The 14,237-nt window shown below is 61.2% G+C and carries 13 protein-coding genes and 1 pseudogene; 5 read left to right on the plus strand and 9 right to left on the minus strand.

The features are described 5' to 3' along the window. Nucleotides 1–33: 33 nt before the first annotated feature. Both rimO and D781_RS07340 read right to left on the minus strand, forming a co-directional pair. Complete coding sequence (gene rimO / locus D781_RS07335) at nucleotides 34–1,341, minus strand: 30S ribosomal protein S12 methylthiotransferase RimO (RefSeq protein ID WP_015671678.1); 1,308 nt, start codon at nucleotides 1,339–1,341, stop codon at nucleotides 34–36. A gap of 89 nt (nucleotides 1,342–1,430) precedes the next feature. Then, nucleotides 1,431–2,144 (minus strand): IclR family transcriptional regulator, encoded by a 714-nt coding sequence (locus D781_RS07340; RefSeq protein WP_015671679.1) that lies wholly within the window; start codon nucleotides 2,142–2,144, stop codon nucleotides 1,431–1,433. A gap of 180 nt (nucleotides 2,145–2,324) precedes the next feature. On the opposite strand from D781_RS07340, the gene D781_RS07345 reads away from it, so the two are divergent. Genes D781_RS07345 through D781_RS07360 form a run of 4 tightly spaced genes read left to right on the plus strand, consistent with a single transcriptional unit; the run spans nucleotide 2,325 to nucleotide 6,275 of the window. Then, complete coding sequence (locus D781_RS07345; RefSeq protein WP_015671680.1) at nucleotides 2,325–3,020, plus strand: demethylmenaquinone methyltransferase; 696 nt, start codon at nucleotides 2,325–2,327, stop codon at nucleotides 3,018–3,020. Next, on the plus strand, nucleotides 3,017–3,955 hold the full coding sequence (locus D781_RS07350; protein WP_015671681.1) for an NAD(P)-dependent oxidoreductase: 939 nt from the start codon (nucleotides 3,017–3,019) through the stop codon (nucleotides 3,953–3,955). Before D781_RS07345 ends, D781_RS07350 begins: the two co-directional genes overlap by 4 nt. Beyond that, nucleotides 3,952–4,884, plus strand: a complete 933-nt coding sequence (locus D781_RS07355; RefSeq protein WP_015671682.1) for an SMP-30/gluconolactonase/LRE family protein — start codon at nucleotides 3,952–3,954, stop codon at nucleotides 4,882–4,884. The genes D781_RS07350 and D781_RS07355 overlap by 4 nt, the downstream gene beginning before the upstream one ends. 38 nt (nucleotides 4,885–4,922) lie before the next feature. Next, nucleotides 4,923–6,275, plus strand: coding sequence for an MFS transporter (locus D781_RS07360; RefSeq protein WP_015671683.1), 1,353 nt, complete (start codon nucleotides 4,923–4,925; stop codon nucleotides 6,273–6,275). Between the two features lie 75 nt (nucleotides 6,276–6,350). Here the strand turns inward: D781_RS07360 and D781_RS07365 are convergent, their stop codons facing one another. The 4 genes from D781_RS07365 to D781_RS07380 all read right to left on the minus strand — a co-directional run bounded on the left by D781_RS07365 (nucleotide 6,351) and on the right by D781_RS07380 (nucleotide 10,448). Continuing rightward, nucleotides 6,351–7,286 carry an amidohydrolase family protein gene (locus D781_RS07365; protein ID WP_015671684.1) on the minus strand — a complete coding sequence of 312 codons (936 nt, stop codon included), beginning with the start codon at nucleotides 7,284–7,286 and terminating at the stop codon, nucleotides 6,351–6,353. A gap of 80 nt (nucleotides 7,287–7,366) precedes the next feature. Continuing rightward, nucleotides 7,367–8,707: an MFS transporter gene (locus tag D781_RS07370; RefSeq protein ID WP_015671685.1), complete on the minus strand. Its 1,341-nt coding sequence runs from the start codon at nucleotides 8,705–8,707 to the stop codon at nucleotides 7,367–7,369. Nucleotides 8,708–9,031: 324 nt separating this feature from the next. Continuing rightward, nucleotides 9,032–10,018, minus strand: a complete 987-nt coding sequence (locus D781_RS07375) for a magnesium and cobalt transport protein CorA (RefSeq protein WP_041411754.1) — start codon at nucleotides 10,016–10,018, stop codon at nucleotides 9,032–9,034. A gap of 10 nt (nucleotides 10,019–10,028) precedes the next feature. Next, entirely contained in the window at nucleotides 10,029–10,448 is a 420-nt protein-coding gene (locus D781_RS07380) for a GNAT family N-acetyltransferase (RefSeq protein WP_015671687.1), read from the minus strand. Nucleotides 10,449–10,577: 129 nt separating this feature from the next. On the opposite strand from D781_RS07380, the gene D781_RS07385 reads away from it, so the two are divergent. Next, nucleotides 10,578–11,684: a PQQ-dependent sugar dehydrogenase gene (locus D781_RS07385; RefSeq protein WP_041412038.1), complete on the plus strand. Its 1,107-nt coding sequence runs from the start codon at nucleotides 10,578–10,580 to the stop codon at nucleotides 11,682–11,684. Here D781_RS07385 and D781_RS07390 read toward each other — a convergent pair. The 3 genes and pseudogenes from D781_RS07390 to D781_RS07400 form a co-directional block, all read right to left on the minus strand. Beyond that, nucleotides 11,676–12,208, minus strand: a pseudogene (locus D781_RS07390) (glutathione S-transferase). The gene D781_RS07385 and the pseudogene D781_RS07390 overlap by 9 nt on opposite strands. Nucleotides 12,209–12,287: 79 nt before the next feature. Next, entirely contained in the window at nucleotides 12,288–12,944 is a 657-nt protein-coding gene (locus D781_RS07395; RefSeq protein WP_015671689.1) for an HAD family hydrolase, read from the minus strand. 145 nt (nucleotides 12,945–13,089) lie between these two features. After that, a complete protein-coding gene (locus D781_RS07400; RefSeq protein ID WP_015671690.1) occupies nucleotides 13,090–14,235 on the minus strand; it encodes a PLP-dependent aspartate aminotransferase family protein in 1,146 nt (381 codons plus the stop codon). Nucleotides 14,236–14,237 lie beyond the last annotated feature (2 nt).

Raw genomic sequence — 14,237 nt, forward strand, 5'->3', positions numbered from 1 at the left:
GCTGCAGGTTTTTCAGCAGCGCCATAAGCTGATTTAAACGCGGCTGCCCCACAGGTCATATTCATCAGCGTGGTCGATTCTCACTTTCACGATATCCCCCACGTTGACGCCGGTGTCGCCGTTCAGGTACACCGCGCCGTCGATCTCCGGCGCGTCGGCCATACTGCGGCCGGTCGCGCCTTCCGCGTCGACGTCGTCGATCAGCACCAGCAGTTCACGGCCCACTTTTTCCTGCAGGCGCTGTGCCGATATCTGCTGCTGCAGCTGCATAAAGCGGTGGTAGCGCGCCTCTTTGACCTCTTCCGGCACCGGGTCCGCCAGTTCGTTGGCCGCGGCGCCTTCCACCGGGCTGTATTTAAAGCAGCCGACGCGGTCCAGCTGGGCCTGCTGTAGGAAGTCGAGCAGCAGCTGGAAATCCTCTTCGGTTTCCCCCGGGAAGCCGACGATAAAGGTGGAGCGCAGCGTCAGTTCCGGGCAGATCTCACGCCAGCGTTTGATGCGCTCCAGCGTGCGTTCGACCACGCCCGGGCGCTTCATCAGTTTGAGGATCTTCGGACTGGCGTGCTGCAGGGGAATATCCAGATACGGCAAAATCTTGCCGGCGGCCATCAGTGGGATCGCTTCATCCACGTGCGGGTACGGGTAGACATAGTGCAGACGCACCCAGACACCGAGGCCGGCCAGCTGTTCGCACAGGCTGACCATGCTGGTTTTCACCGGCTGTCCGTTCCAGAAGCCGGTGCGCTGTTTCACGTCTGCGCCGTAGGCGGAGGTGTCCTGGGAGATCACCAGCAGCTCTTTGACGCCGGCGTCTACCAGGCGTTTGGCTTCATCCAGCACCGAGCCGATAGGGCGGCTGTCGAGGTCGCCGCGCATCGACGGAATAATGCAGAAGGTGCAGCGGTGGTTACAGCCTTCGGATATTTTCAGGTAGGCGTAGTGTTTCGGCGTCAGTTTGACGCCCTGCGCCGGTATCAGGCTGGTGAACGGGTTATGCGGCGGTTTCGGCACATAGTGATGAACGTGCGACAAAACCTGCTCGTAGCTGTGCGGCCCGGTAATTTCCAGCACCTTGGGGTGCACTTCGCGGATTTGGTCTTCTTTGGCGCCGAGGCAGCCGGTGACGATCACCTTGCCGTTCTCATGCAGCGCTTCGCCGATCGCCTCCAGCGACTCTTGCACCGCGCTGTCGATAAAGCCGCAGGTATTGACGATCACCAACTCGGCGTCATCGTAACGCGGCACCACCTGATAGCCTTCGTTACGCAGTTCAGTGAGGATCCGTTCCGAATCCACCAGGTTTTTAGGGCAACCTAATGATAAAAATCCAATTTTAGCCATGTCTTCCACACTATACCATTGCTCGGAGTAGGGGGATTATACAATGGCCGCCGTGGGACAGTCATCTCCGCTGACGGCTGCCGGCGTTGCTAACCGCGGCCGTAGATCGGGTCGCAGAACGGCTTGCGGGCGCCGAGCCTGGCGGACAATCTGGCTGCCGTATCGCGCATCAGTTCGCCAAGACCGCTCTCTTTTTTATCCAGCGTCAGTCTGGAGGACGGCCCGGTCAGGGCTAATGCCGCGGTCAGCTTTTCTCCCTCGGCGAACACCGGAACCGCAAAGGCGGAAATGTGCGGGTCCCTGGCGCCGGAAGTATAGAGCGGCACCGCCGGCGGGGCGTCAAACAGCGGCTCGTTCATCCCCCAGTAGCGCAGCACCTGGCTGATGGCGGAGTCATCAAGGGGATAGATGGAGCCGGGCAGGCGGGAATGGCGCAATCCGTCAGAGGCTTCGGCGCGGAACAGGCAAAGGCGCTTGCCTTCGTCCAGCACATACCAGCTGGCGCTTTCATTGGTGGCGGACGCCAGCGCCTGCAATTCCGGCTGGACAATGCTGGCCAGATGGAACGACTGTTCATAAAGTTTGCCCAGATACAGCAGTCTGGGGCCAAGCGTATAGATGCCGCTTTCCCGTCGCACGATATAGCCCATGCGCTCCAAAGAGTTCATCAGCCGGTACACCGTGGTTTTATGGTAGCCGGAAAGTTGCGATAACTCGGTGAGTGACAGGTTCTCTTCCCCTGGTTTGAAGCAATCCAGTAAGGCCAGCGCTTTCTCCACCGCATGAACGCCTTCATTTCCCATTTCTTTCTTCTCCTGAGTTTCTGTCGGCACTGAGTGTACCTGAAAACTGTGAGTAACATCGTGTTTACATCATAAACAGCCCCGTAACACTGGCGTGATTCAGCGTTTCATCGATATAGTTGTTTTGTTCTGTACAACGTAGTTTTACTGTGTAAAACAAATCACGCAATGAGAGGTCCTATGTCTGCTTCTGAACAACCGATGATTAACCGTCATTTTGACCGTGTCTGCGCCGATTATGTCAGACAGGCGGCAGAATTTCAGGCGGCAATTCTTGCCGATGTCGCAGGGCGCCGGGGGACGCTGCATGGACGGGTTAAACCGCTGGCGGCAAGTATGAAAGTCGCCGGCCCGGCCATTACGGTGGAAGTGCGGCCCGGCGATAACCTGGCGATCCATGCCGCGCTGGCGGTCGCTCAGCCTGGCGATGTGATCGTGGTGGACGGCAAGGGCGATCTCAGCTGCGCGCTGCTGGGGGAGATCATGTCAACCCAGGCAGAGGCCGCCGGCATTGCCGGCATTATCATTGATGGCGCGGTACGCGACGCCGATGCCCTGATCGCCAAAGGCTACCCGGTGTTTTCATCCGGGCTGAACCCTTGTGGACCGACCAAGTCCATTCCGGGACGCGTCAATTACCCGGTTTCCGTGGCGGGCGCCGCCGTTGCGCCCGGCGATTTGGTGGTCGGCGATGCCGACGGCGTGGTGGTTATTCCGCGCGCCGAGGTTACGTTGATCCTGGCGCTGGCGGCGAAAAAGCTGGCGATGGAAACCCGCCGTATCGCGGCGATTCATGGCGGGGATTTACGCCCGGCCTGGCTTGACGGCGCTCTGCGTTCTGCTGGCATGCTGACGGACGGGGAGGCGCTGCAATGAGCGATAACGCGGTGATTTTAGTGACCGGCGCCGATCTGGCCGCCGAGGCGATGGCGCTGCTGGACGATTACCTCGTGGTATTTGCCGGAGGGAAGCCGTCGGAAGAGGATCTGGTGGCGCTGTGTCAGCGTCATAATCCGGTTGGCATCATTGTGCGTTATGGCCGCATCAACGCGCGCATTATGGATGCCGCGCCGGGGCTGAAAGTGATTTCCAAGCACGGCAGCGGGATCGACATTATCGATCAAGCGGCCGCCGCCGCGCGGCAGATTGAGGTGAAGTCCGCGCCGGGTGCCAATGCCGCCGCGGTGGCCGAGCACACCTGGGCGATGATTCTCGCCTGCGCCAAATCGGTGCTGCCGCTGGATAGTCGCCTGCGTCAGGGGCACTGGGATAAAGCCCGGCACAAATCGCTGGAGCTGGAAGGCCGTACGCTGGGCCTGGTGGGGCTGGGCGCCATCGGCCGCCGCGTTGCCGATGTCGGCCAGGCGTTTGGCATGCGCGTACTGGCTTACGATCCCTATGCCGGCGCTTTCCCTGCCGGCTGTCAGCCCGTCGACGATGTGCAGCAGCTGTATGCGCGTTCTGACGTGGTTTCTCTGCACTGTCCGCTGACCGAGCAGAACGTCAGAATGATTAACGACGAGGCCCTGTCCTGTTTTAAAAAGGGGGCGATTCTGGTGAACACCGCCCGCGGCGGCCTGATTGATGATGACGCGCTGCTGCGGGCGCTGGATAACGGCACCCTCCGCTGGGCCGGGCTGGACAGTTTTACCGTGGAGCCGCTGAGCGCGCCGCACCCCTGGCAGCACATCGACAACGTGATTATTTCCCCGCATATCGGCGGCGTCAGCGATCATTCCTATATCAAAATGGGGGTGACCGCCGCGGAAAATGTGCTGAAAGTGGTGGAAAAACAGGACGTCGTATCATGACGTGGCTGACTTCGCCGGAGACGCGGCAGATGGCGCTATTTTCCCGTCTGCCTGACCATTTCCGCCGCCCTGACGCGCACAATGCCTGGGCCGCCGCCAATCGCGGCGGGCAGCTGACGGACTCCTTCCTTGAGGGGCCGGTCTGGCACCCTGACGGTTACCTGTTGGTGAGCGATATCCCTTACGGCCGGATTTTCCAGGTGGATATGTCGGGCCGCTGGGAACTGCTGGTGCAGTACGACGGGGAGCCCAACGGCATGAAGCTGACCGATCCCGACACGCTGATTATTACCGATTATCGGCACGGGCTGATGAAACTGTCGCTGCAGGAAAGGCGTATCACCCCCTGGCTGTCGCGGCGCAACAGCGAAAGCTTCCGCGGTGTGAACGACCTGACGCCGGACTCTCAGGGCAACCTCTATTTTACCGACCAGGGTCAAACCGGCCTGCACGATCCCACCGGCCGGGTGTACCGGCTGGGCCAGGACGGCCGTCTGGATCTGCTGCTGGATAACTGCCCCAGTCCAAACGGACTGGTGCTCTCTCCGGACGAAAAGGTGCTGTACGTGGCGATGACGCGCGGCAACTGCGTCTGGCGGGTGCCGCTGCAGCCTGATGGTTCGGTGAGTAAAGTCGGGCAGTTTTTCACCTCCTTCGGCCCCAGCGGGCCGGACGGACTGACGGTCAATCAGCACGGCGAGCTGCTGATCGCCAACCCGGGACTGGGCCGCGTCTGGCTGCTTAATGAGCTTGCTGAGCCGATAGAAATTTTGACCAGCCCGGCCGGGCGTTCAACCACCAATTTGTGTTTTGGCGGAGAAGGCTTCAGGCAGCTGTTTGTCACCGAGTCCGTCAGCGGCGCCATCTTGACCTGTCCGATGCGCACCCCGGGTCGCCAGCTGCCGTCGCTGTCGACCGCTTTTCTCTGAACACGAGCCTGCGTTAACCAAACGCAACGGAGATCGTCATGACTTTGCACTCGCTACCTTCGGCTGCGCCGGCAACGCCGGACGCCGTTCCTGAGCCGCATGAGGCTATGAGTAACCGTGATTTTGCGCAGAGTGAAACCGTCGCCAGGAAAGCGTTCTGGCGCATTTTGCCCTTTATCTTTCTTTGCTACGTGGTCAGCTATCTGGATCGCACCAACGTCAGCTTTGCCGCGCTGGGCATGAATGCGGATCTGGGGATCACCGCGGAACAGTTCGGGTTCGGCGCCGGCATGTTCTTTATCGGTTATTTTTTATTCGAGGTTCCTAGCAATCTGATTATGCAAAAGGTCGGCGCGCGCATATGGATAGCCCGCATCATGATTTCCTGGGGGGTGATCTCCATGCTGACCGCCTTCGTGACCGGCCCCGTCAGTTTTACGCTGGCGCGTTTTTGTCTGGGAGTCGCCGAGGCCGGGTTTACCCCCGGCATTTACCTGTTTTTTACCTATTGGTTTCCGGGTAACTGGCGCGCCAGGATTACCGCCTCATTTCTGGTGGGGATCCCCGTCGCCAATATTATCGGCGCTCCGGTCTCCGGCGCGCTGATGCAGCTCACCGGCCATGAGCATATGCGCAACTGGCAATGGCTGCTGCTGATTGAGGGGCTGCCCGCGGTGATTCTGGGCGTCATGTGCCTGTTTTACCTGCAGGATAAGCCAGAAAAGGCGGCGTGGCTGAACGCCAGGGAAAAGAGCCTGCTTAACCGGCGTCTCGACGCGGAACGCCGGCAGATCTCTGCGGCCCATGGTTCCAGCCTGCGCGATGCCGTGCGCAATCCGCTGCTTTACCTGCTGGCGATGATCAACTTCTGCGGCATTGTCGGCTCTATTGGCGTCGGGCTATGGATGCCGCAGATCATCAAACAGCTGGGCGTCAGCCACGGCGCGACGGGATACCTTACCGCAATACCTTATGTGTGCGGCGCTTTTTGCATGCTGTTTTGGGCGCGCAGGGCGAATAGGTCGCACCGCATACGCTGGATTGCCGGTGCGCTGCTGATCGCCGCCGCGGCGTTGGTTGCCAGCGCCGTGCTGGACGGTCCGCTGTATAAGATTATGGCGCTTTGCGTTACGGTCAGCGGCATTTTGTCATTTCAGGCCTCTTTCTGGGCACTGCCGTCGGGTTTTCTCACCGGCAATGCCGCCGCCGGCGGGTTGGCGATGATCGTCTCCATCGGCAATCTCGGCGGGTTTGTCGGGCCTTCGTTAATGGGTTATATACGTCAGTCGACCGATGGGTTTATGTGGCCGCTGTTAGTGGTCGCGCTGTTTTTATTTATCGGCGCCGTTGGCGTCTCGCTGGTCAAGGATCCCTATCGGCAGCAAGAATAAGCTCGATACCTATCCCGTTTGTCGAGCGGCAGTTAATGGCCTGGTGGCGCGTTCACCAGGCCTTGTTGTTGATCGTCAGCTCTGCTCGCCGTCGTCAAAGCCGTAGAGCTGCCCGGGGTTGATCCGCAGAATGCGCTCCTGCTCGACAGAGGACGGCGCCCAGCGGGCTAATAGGTTGAGGATGGCGGCGTCGTCGGGCTTGTGTTGCTTCACCGTCGGATGCGGCCAGTCGCTGCCCCACAATACGCGCTGTGGATTGGCCTGCACCAGCGCGGCGGCCACCAGGCCGACGTCGTGATAAGAGGGCGGGCCGACCCGGGATGTGATGTAAGGCCCCGACAGCTTTATCCAGCTATTGCCGCGCGCGATCAGGCGCAGAAGCGTGTGGAATGCCGCTGAATTAACCCCTGCCGGCTGTGGAATATGCCCCATATGGTCGATCACCAGAGGCACGGGCAGCGCGGCAAGACGCTGCTCCAACGCGATAAACGCCTCGCCGGTCGCCACCAGCTGAATATGCCAGCCGAGCGGCGCAATGCGCGCCGCCAGCGTTTCCAGCGCGGCGAGCGGCGTACCTCCGGTCCTTAAGTTAAAACGAATGCCGCGCACGCCGGCCCGGTCCATCTGTTCAAGCCTCGCGTCGTCGATCGTGGTATCGATCACCGCCACGCCGCGGGCGTTGCCGGCGCTTTGCTGCAGGCCGGCAAGCAGCAGCCGGTTGTCGGTGCCGTAAGTGGATGGCGTAACGATCACCATCCGTTGCATGCCCAACCGGGTTTGCAGGCGCTGATAATCCGCGAGCGACGCATTGGGCGGCCGCAGGCGGGCGCCGGCGACGGCCGGGTAACGGTCATCGTAGAGGTGCATATGGCAGTCCACGCTGCCCGGCGGGATGGGGAGCGTGGGCTGTTCGTCGCCGGTGCTGAACGGCGTCTGTGCAAAGGCAGAGAACGCATGATAGGCGCCGAGCGCGCAGCCGGCCTGGAGAAAATCGCGGCGTGAAAAGGGCATGGATGCTACTCCTGTCGTTACCGGCGGATAAAAAAACAAAGCATGCCGTTGGGCATGCTTTGTGGGGAAGATTGGCTGGCTTATTTATTGACGGGGCTGACCGGGTTATCCAGCTTGACCTGCAGCGCCCGTTTGCGCCCCATTATCAGTACGGCCACGCCCCCTGCGCCACAGAGCAGCGCCAGAGGCAGCATGGCCAGGGTATGGCTGCCGGTCTGATCGTTGATGATGCCGTAAACGTTCACCATTAACCCGCCGCCGATCAGGTTGGCCATGGCGCCGATCGCCGCCAGTCCGGCTGCGGCGGTGCCGGAAGAGAGCCAGCCGGACGCCAGCGCCCAGAACGGGCCTTTCATGGAGTAGGCGCCGATCAGCACCATCGACAGTACGATCACGCTGCCCGTCAGGGAGTTCAGCAGGAAGGCGGACAGTAAGCCGCCGGCGATCAGGAACAGCGTCAGCGCGGTATGCCAACGGCGTTCGCCGCTGCGATCGGAGCTTCTGCCCCAGACGATCATCAGTACGGAAGCCAGGCCGTAAGGAATGGCGTTGACCAGCCCGGTGCTGAAGTTATCCAGGCCGTAAGACTTCAGCAGCTGCGGCGACCAGACGCTGAGCGTGGAGCCGGCGGCGGAAGCGCCGGCATAGATCAGCGCCATCAGCCAGATGTGTTTATGGCGCAGCAGCTGCCAGAGCGAGATATGGCCGATGACTTTACGCTGGGCGTTTTCTTCCGCCAGCTTAGCCTGCAGCCACTCCCGCTGCGCTTTGGTCAGCCAGTCGGCGTTTTCCGGGCGGTTGCTGAGGAAGAAAAAGGCGGCGATGCCGAGGAAGATCGCCGGGAAGCCTTCCAGAATAAATAGCCAGTGCCATCCGCGCAGCCCCAGCCAGCCATCCAGCGACAGAATGGCGCCGGAAATCGGCGAGCCGATAAAGTTGGCCGCCGGAATCGCCACCATAAAAGTTGCAATCACGCGGGCGCGATATTTACCCGGGATCCAGTAGGTGAGATACAGGATCACGCCGGGGAAAAAGCCCGCCTCGGCCGCCCCCAGCAGGAAGCGCAGCACATAGAGCATTTCCGCGCTGGAGACGAAAGCGGTGCACACGGAAATGATGCCCCAGCTCACCATAATGCGCGAGATCCATATTTTCGCGCCGATCTTTTGCATCGCCAGGTTGCTGGGCACTTCAAAAATAAAATAGCCGACGAAGAACAGGCTGCTCGCCAGGCCGAATACGGCCTTCGACAGCCCAAGCTCTTCGTTCATCTGCAGGGAGGCCATGCCAATATTACCGCGATCGATAATGGCGATGAGATAGCAGACGATCAGAAACGGCAGGATCCGCCAGATCACGCGCTTAACGGTCTGTTGCTCGAGATCGGGTATCGCATCCGCGTTGTGCATATTCTCAGACATTCTATTCCTCACAAAATTGTCAGGCGCTAGCCCGCGAACGAAGGTGAACCTTGTGTTTTACTGTGTAAAACTTAAATGTACACAGTAAAATCATTATCACGACGAACGCCTTGTATTGCTCGGGAATGTAATCATCTTGAGTGATTTGTCACAAAAATGTTTCAATGTCTGGTTTTTTCTGTGATGCGGCAGAAATTTCTTACATCGAATTCGGCCGTGATTTGGGTCAGGTCAGCGGGAAGGGGGCAGGCGGAAGCCGCCAGCGCGATCTTGCCGGTACTCGCGGCGGAGCCCCGACGGGAGAGAGGCTTGTCGGTGCGCCGGCTACAGCCAGCCGGCGCGTTTGAGCTTTTGGTACATCAGCGCGCAGCCGCCGACGGTGACCGCCAGCGTCGCGTGGTAGGCCCAGGGGAATTTCAGCTCCGGCATATCGGCGAAGTTCATGCCGTACAGGCTGAAAATCACCGTCGGGATGGCCAGAATCGCCCCCCAGCCGGCCAGCTTTTTCACCACTTCGTTTTGTTTCACCGTCACCAGCGCCAGATTGACGTGCATGGCGTTGGTCAGCATTTCGCGCATATCGTCGATGGTGCTGACCACCTGACGCGCATGGTCCTGCACGTCGCGCACATAGGCGCGCAGTTCCTTCGGAATCACCTCTTCATGCAGCCGGATCAGCTGGCTGCAGATTTCATCCATCGGCTGGGCGGCGTTGCGCAGCGCCAGCAGGTGGCGCCGCAGGCCGTAGACATTTTCAATCGCGGTCTGATCGAATTCGGCGTTGAACATGCTGGCTTCCAGCCGTTCGATCAGCGTTTCAAAGCGCGCGACGATCAGCCGGTAATTGTCGACGATAAAATCCAGCACGGCGTACAGCGCAAAGCCGGGGCCGTGGCACAGCTGTTTGGGGTTTTCCTCCGCCTTGGCGCGGATCGGCGCGTAGCTGACCGACGCGCCGTGACGTACGGTGATCAGGAAGTTTTTGCCGACGAAAAAGTGCGTTTCGCCGTACTCCACCTCGTCTTCTGCGCCGGCCATCTGCGCGGTTTTCACCACGATAAACAGCGAATCGCCGTAGGTTTCGATCTTCGGCCGCTGATGGGCGCAGAGCGCATCTTCAATCGCCAGATCGTGCAGGCCGAACTCCTGCTGAATTTTACGCATAAAGGCGTCTTCAGGCTGCCATAGCCCCAGCCAGACAAAGGTGTCCGGCTGTTTGACCACCTCGCTGATGTCGTCAATCGTGACGTCGTTCAAACGCTTGCCCGCCTTATAGGCGACGCTGTTGACCACCATGGTTTTGCTGTCCATTTGCCACCCGTTAATTCTTCAGCGTTTTGGTCAGGAAATAGCACTGGTGCTCCAGCGGATAGTTTTCCAGCGTCATCTGCACCTGATAGCCCAGCTTCTGATAAAACGGCCGCGCCTGGAAACTGAAGGTGTCCACGCGGGCATAGCGACAGCCGCGCGCCATCGCCTGCTGCTCCGCCGCCAGCATCACCTGACGCCCCAGGCCGCTGCCGCGCTGGCTTTCCGCTACCCACAGCCAGTCGATACTCAGCCAGTTGCCCCAGGTGACGGCGGTCAGGCCGGCGACCACCTGGCCGTCATCATCGTTGGCGTAGACGCTGAGCGGCTGACGCAGGCTGGTGTCGATAAACGGCCGGTTGTACGCCATCAGCCCCTGGCGCACGGCGTCCAGCGTCTCATCATTCATGGTTTCGGTTACGGTGATATTCATACTTGCTCCTTGTGCTTTTCTTAACTTAAGCACAGATAAAGCCAAAGATAAACGGCCGGCCGGCGGCAGCGCGGGGCGGCTGGGCTACACTGAAAAGGCGCTGATAAATAAGGAGGATACATGCTTCGACTGACCCGAACGACATTACTCACCGGCCTGCTGCTGAGCGGCGGCCTACAGGCTGCGCCCGAGGTCACCCAGCTGCAGGAGCGGCTGGAATATCCCTGGTCGCTGGCGTTTTTACCCGCTCAGCAGGGCATGTTAATTACCGAGCGGCCCGGCCGTTTACGCCTGTGGCAGCAGGACCAAGGTCTGTCGGCGCCGATCGATGGCGTACCGCAGGTCTATGCGCAGGGGCAGGGCGGGCTGTTGGACGTGGTATTGGCGCCGGACTTCGCCAGCAGTCGCCGGGTGTACCTCAGCTTTGCCGAAGCCGGCGATGGCGGTAAAGCCGGCACCGCGGTGGGCTACGGCCGGCTGAGCGAGGACAAACGCCGGCTGGAGGATTTCCGCGTTATCTTCCGCCAGCAGCCGAAGCTGTCGGTGGGCAACCACTTCGGCGGCAAGATGGTGTTTGACCGTCAGGGGCTGCTGTTTGTCGCCCTGGGGGAAAACAACCAGCGGCCGACGGCGCAGGACCTCGACAAGCTGCAGGGCAAGGTGGTGCGCCTGACCGCCGAGGGCAAGCCGGCGCCGGGCAATCCGTTTGCCGGCCAGTCGGGCAAACGGGCGGAGATTTGGGCGTACGGCATCCGTAACCCGCAGGGGCTGGCGCTCAATCCGTGGAGCGGCGAGCTGTGGGAGCATGAGCATGGCCCGCGCGGCGGCGATGAGATCAACATTCTGCAGCCGGGGAAAAACTACGGCTGGCCGATCGCCACCTACGGCATCAACTACTCCGGGCAGCCGATTCCGGAGGCCAAAGGGCAGTTTGCCGCGGGGACGCAGGCGCCGACGCACTACTGGCAGGTGTCGCCGGGCATCAGCGGCATGGCGTTTTACAATAACCCGCGCTTTAGCGGCTGGCAGCATTCGCTGTTTATCGGCGCGCTGGCGCAGAAGGCGTTGATCCGACTGACGCTGGTGGACAATAAAATCGTGGCGGAAGAGCGGCTGCTGGAGGATCGCGGCGAGAGGATCCGTGAAGTGCGCAGCGGGCCGGACGGTTATCTGTATCTGCTAACCGATGAAAGCAACGGCAAACTGCTGCGCGTGGGCGAAGGGCAATCAGGTTAACGGCGTCATTACGCCGCTGCGGTAGGCCGGGCGGGCGCAGAGCTGCTGATACCAGCGTTCCATATTGGGGCGCTGTTGCCGCTCGATCGGCATTTCGAACCAGGCGTAAATAAAGCTGCCGAGCGGAATATCGCCGATGCCGAACGCCTCGCCGGAGAGATAAGGCTGCCGCCCCAGCTCCTGCTCGACGATATCAAAGCACTTTTCCAGCGAGGCGATCGCCGCTTCAATCTTCAGCATATCGCGCTGCTCCGGCAGGGTGCGCACCAGTCCCCAGAACACGGTGCGTCGCCGTATTTGGCCGCCAGATAGCGCACGATGGTGTTGGACTCCCACAGCACAAAGTCATCGTCCTGCAGCAGCGGCACCAGGCCGTTCGGGTTAAGCGCGCGGTACTGCTGTTCATCCACTTTGCCGTAGGCGCCGCCGGCGTTGATGTGCTGGTAACTCAGCCCCAGCTCGGCGGCGCACCAGCGTACTTTGCGCACGTTGTTGGAATTCTCTCTGCCCCAGATAGTCAGCATGGCATGCCTCCAGATAGACGGTGTCATTGAGTGCTTTATTCCTACGCCACAATCCGCCGTTTGTCACCCGGAGTTTGCGTTAGCGCGTCCAGCTGCATACCTCCCAGCCGTTTTGCTGCGCCAGCGCCTGAAGTTCGGCGTCAGGATTTATCACCGCCGCATGGTCGGCATATTCCAGCATCGGCCGGTCGTTCAGCGAGTCGCTGTAGGCGTACAGCTGGCCGAAACGTCGTTCGGGATGCTGCGCCAGCCACGCCTCCAGCCGGGTGACCTTCCCCTGCTGATAGGTCATGGTGCCGTAGGTGCGGCCGGTAAAGCGGCCGTCGTCCACCTCAACGCCGATCGCCAGCGCGCCGTCGGCGCCGAGCTGCTCGGCGATCGGCGCCACCAAATGCTCGCCGGTGGCGGAGATGACCAGAATATGGTCGCCGCGGCTGCGGTGCCACTGCAGGCGCTGCTGCGCCGCGGGGTAGACACGCGGCAGAATATCGCGGCGGATATAGCGCGTCACCCAGCCGGCGACGGTCTGGACGCTGCGCCCGGCCAGCGGCGACAGCGTGGCCTGCATATACTGCTCCATCGACAGTCGGCCCTGATAATAGTGCTGCATCAATTGCTGCTCCTTGGTCGCCAGCTCCGCCGGCGCAAACCCCTGGGAAACCAGCCAGCGGATCCACAGGCTGGCGCTGTCTTCATTAATCAGGGTTTCATCCAGGTCGAACAGGGCTAGGTCCATGGTATTTTCTCCGGTCGGGTACGGTTGCGCTTCAGGATAGCGGATTCGCCGCGGGCGATAAAATTGCGCCGAGCTTAAGGAATATTGATGACGCTGGTATGACGGCCGGCATCCCCGGCCGGGGAGAGAGGGAAAGGGGGCAGGTTTATTCCGCCAGCGCCTGCTGCAGATCGGCAATCAGATCGTCGGCGTCTTCAATGCCGACCGACAGGCGCAGCAGCTGCGGCGTGATGCCGGTTTTCAGCCGCTGTTCCAGCGGAATGGAGGCGTGCGTCATGCTGGCGGGCTGGCCGATCAGGCTTTCCACCCCGCCCAGGCTCTCCGCCAGCGTAAACAGGGCCAGCCTGCTGATGACCCGGCGCGCGTAGTCGTCATCGCCGCGCAGCCGCAGCGAAATCATGCCGCCGAACTGCTGCATCTGCCGGCCGGCCAATGCATGCTGCGGGTGAGTGGTTAATCCCGGGTAGTAGACGTTTTCCACCTGCGGCTGCTGCTCCAGCCACTGGGCAATGCGCAGCGCGCTGGCGCTGTGGCGATCCATCCGCAGCGCCAGGGTGCGGATGCCGCGCAGGGTGAGGAAGCTGCTGAACGGGTCGAGAATGCCGCCTACCGCGTTCTGCAGAAAGCCGAGCTGCTCCGCCAGCGGCGGATTATCGCCGACCACCGCCAGGCCGGCCACCACGTCGGAGTGGCCGTTCAGGTATTTGGTGGCGGAGTGCACCACCACGTCGAACCCCAGCTCCAGCGGGCGCTGCAGATACGGCGAGGCGAAGGTGTTGTCCGCCACGCTGATCAGGTTGTGCCGCTTGGCGATGGCGGCGATGGCCGCCAGATCGGCCAGCTTCAGCAGCGGATTGGTCGGGGTTTCCACCCAGATCATTTTGGTGTCGGCTTCGATCGCCTGCTCCAGCGCCGCCGTGTCGCCCGGCGTGACATAGGTGACGCGCAGCCCGGCCGTGCGGCTGCGCACTTTTTCCAGCAGGCGGTAAGTGCCGCCGTACAGGTCGTCGACCGCCACCAGATGGCTGCCCTGATCCAGCAGCTCCAGCACCGTGGAGCAGGCGGCCAGCCCGGAGGCGAAGGCGTAGCCGCGGCTGCCGTTTTCCAGCTCGGCAATGGCGTTTTCCAGCGCGCTGCGGGTCGGGTTGCCGCTGCGTGAATATTCATAGCCGGTATGCTCGCCCGGCGCCGGCTGGGCATAGGTCGAGGTGGCGTAAATGGCCGGCATCACGGCGCCGGTGGCGTCCGGCGTATAGCCGGCATGTACGGTTTGGGTGGCAAACTTGGTCATAA

This window comes from Serratia sp. FGI94, from assembly GCF_000330865.1.
In the GTDB taxonomy this organism is placed as follows: Bacteria; Pseudomonadota; Gammaproteobacteria; order Enterobacterales; family Enterobacteriaceae; genus Serratia_B; species Serratia_B rubidaea.

Excerpts from the sequence above, each read along its gene's own strand:
- rimO (WP_015671678.1), bottom strand. The coding sequence starts at position 1,341 with ATGGCTAAAATTGGATTTTTATCATTAGGTTGCCCTAAAAACCTGGTG.
- D781_RS07340 (WP_015671679.1), bottom strand. The coding sequence starts at position 2,144 with ATGGGAAATGAAGGCGTTCATGCGGTGGAGAAAGCGCTGGCCTTACTG.
- D781_RS07345 (WP_015671680.1), top strand. The coding sequence starts at position 2,325 with ATGTCTGCTTCTGAACAACCGATGATTAACCGTCATTTTGACCGTGTC.
- D781_RS07350 (WP_015671681.1), top strand. The coding sequence starts at position 3,017 with ATGAGCGATAACGCGGTGATTTTAGTGACCGGCGCCGATCTGGCCGCC.
- D781_RS07355 (WP_015671682.1), top strand. The coding sequence starts at position 3,952 with ATGACGTGGCTGACTTCGCCGGAGACGCGGCAGATGGCGCTATTTTCC.
- D781_RS07360 (WP_015671683.1), top strand. The coding sequence starts at position 4,923 with ATGACTTTGCACTCGCTACCTTCGGCTGCGCCGGCAACGCCGGACGCC.
- D781_RS07365 (WP_015671684.1), bottom strand. The coding sequence starts at position 7,286 with ATGCCCTTTTCACGCCGCGATTTTCTCCAGGCCGGCTGCGCGCTCGGC.
- D781_RS07370 (WP_015671685.1), bottom strand. The coding sequence starts at position 8,707 with ATGTCTGAGAATATGCACAACGCGGATGCGATACCCGATCTCGAGCAA.
- D781_RS07375 (WP_041411754.1), bottom strand. The coding sequence starts at position 10,018 with ATGGACAGCAAAACCATGGTGGTCAACAGCGTCGCCTATAAGGCGGGC.
- D781_RS07380 (WP_015671687.1), bottom strand. The coding sequence starts at position 10,448 with ATGAATATCACCGTAACCGAAACCATGAATGATGAGACGCTGGACGCC.
- D781_RS07395 (WP_015671689.1), bottom strand. The coding sequence starts at position 12,944 with ATGGACCTAGCCCTGTTCGACCTGGATGAAACCCTGATTAATGAAGAC.
- D781_RS07400 (WP_015671690.1), bottom strand. The coding sequence starts at position 14,235 with ATGACCAAGTTTGCCACCCAAACCGTACATGCCGGCTATACGCCGGAC.